Here is a 1,720-nt window from a genome sequence, read left to right on the forward strand (position 1 = left end):
GTCGATGCCGAAGATATTGACGATTCCGAAGAAATCGATCATTCCGAAGCGATTGACGATGCCGAAGCGATTGACGATTCCGAAGAGATTGACGATTCCGAAGAAATTGTCGAACCCGAAGTGATTGACGATTCCGAAGCAATTGACGATTCCGAAGAAATCGTTCATTCCGAAGAAATTGTCGATGCCGGAGAGATTGACGATGCCGGAGAGATTGACGATTCCGAAGAAATTGTCGATGCCGGAGAAATCGAACATTCCGAAGAAATCGAACATTCCGAAGAGACTGTCGTTCCCGAAGAGATTGACGATTCCGAAGAAATCGTTCATTCCGAAGAAATCGTTCATTCCGAAGAAATTGTCGATGCCGGAGAGATTGACGATGCCGGAGAGATTGTCGATGCCGGAGAAATTGTCGATGCCGGAGAAATTGTCGATGCCGGAGAGATTGACGATTCCGGAGACGTTGAAGACTTGGAAACGGTTATGGATTTAGAAGATGTCAACGAAACTATTTCGGGATTTTTCCAGTTTCCAGTGTTTGAATTTGAGTCACTTTCCGACATCTCAGAGAATAGTGGAATTCTCGAGCAAGAAGAGTCCGAATCGGAAGCCGAAGCCTTGCCGGGAGGGGTTTTTGACATCTACGATCCCACGAATTTTATCGCCGCGATCGCCTTTCCGCCACTGTTCTCAACCGATACCGCTGCCGGGGACACCGACAATGCGATCGCGGGAACGCCAGAAACCGACAATCTCTTCGGCTTTGCAGGCAATGACACCATCGCTGCCGGGGACGGTGACGATGAGGTAAACGGCAACCGAGGCGACGACTGGATTGATGCTGGTGACGACAACGATACGGTTTATGGCGGAAAGGGTGACGATCGCATCGAGTCCGGGGATGGAAGCGATAGCGTCTTCGGCAACCTGGGGGAAGATCGCCTGGAAGGAAACGAAGGCGACGATACCCTCTATGGAAACCCAGAAAATGATACCCTGGCCGGCCACTCGGGTGGGGATGTCATCTACGGCGGACGGGGGGACGATCTGATCGACGGTGGTGGCGGAAACGATCGCCTCTGGGGGGATAATGGCGACGATACCCTCGACGGCGGGGAAGGTGGCGACGTGCTCACAGGAGGCGATGGAAATGACCTGATCGTGGGTGCCGCCGGTGCCGATATCCTCGCGGGTGGTGAAGGAAGCGATCGCTTTGTCCTGGTTTCCGGTTTCGGCCCCGATACCATCACCGATTTTACCGACGGCGAAGATGCGATCGTTCTCGACGGCGGGTTGACGTTCGCGGATCTGACCCTTACTGCCACCACTAATTATACCGAAATCAGTGTCGGTTTGGAAGTTTTAGTTCGACTCAGTGGCGTGGATGCGGGTGCGATCGCCGAGGATGATTTCACCTCTTCCATATTCTAATATTAGCTCCGGTGCGCTCCCCCTTGTTACTGACGGACTCCACCGCTTGGGAATGGCGGGGGAACACACCCTATAGGAATGTAAAATGATTCGTTAAAAATTGTCGGCTCAAAGCCCCCAGAATTGGGGGTTTGGGGGCGCGATAATTTACAAATAGTTTCTGATTTCTATACTGGACTGACACTGCTAAAACTGTGAATTAAAAAATCAATGGTGGGTTACGGCGCGGATGAAAAGTTGTGGGTTTTTCCGAAAAATTACTGCCGCGCCTAACCCACCCTACTGG

The 1,720-nt window shown here is 51.7% G+C and carries 1 protein-coding gene; it reads left to right on the forward strand.

Annotation, left to right across the window (positions count from 1 at the left end; all coding sequences use genetic code 11):
* A partial coding sequence (locus tag LKE08_RS11270) for a hypothetical protein (protein ID WP_324704321.1) occupies positions 1-1,434 on the forward strand: 1,434 nt, incomplete at its 5' end.
* Between the last annotated feature and the right edge of the window lie 286 nt (positions 1,435-1,720).

Source organism: Lyngbya sp. CCY1209 (assembly GCF_035615495.1).
GTDB lineage: Bacteria > Cyanobacteriota > Cyanobacteriia > Cyanobacteriales > Microcoleaceae > Limnospira.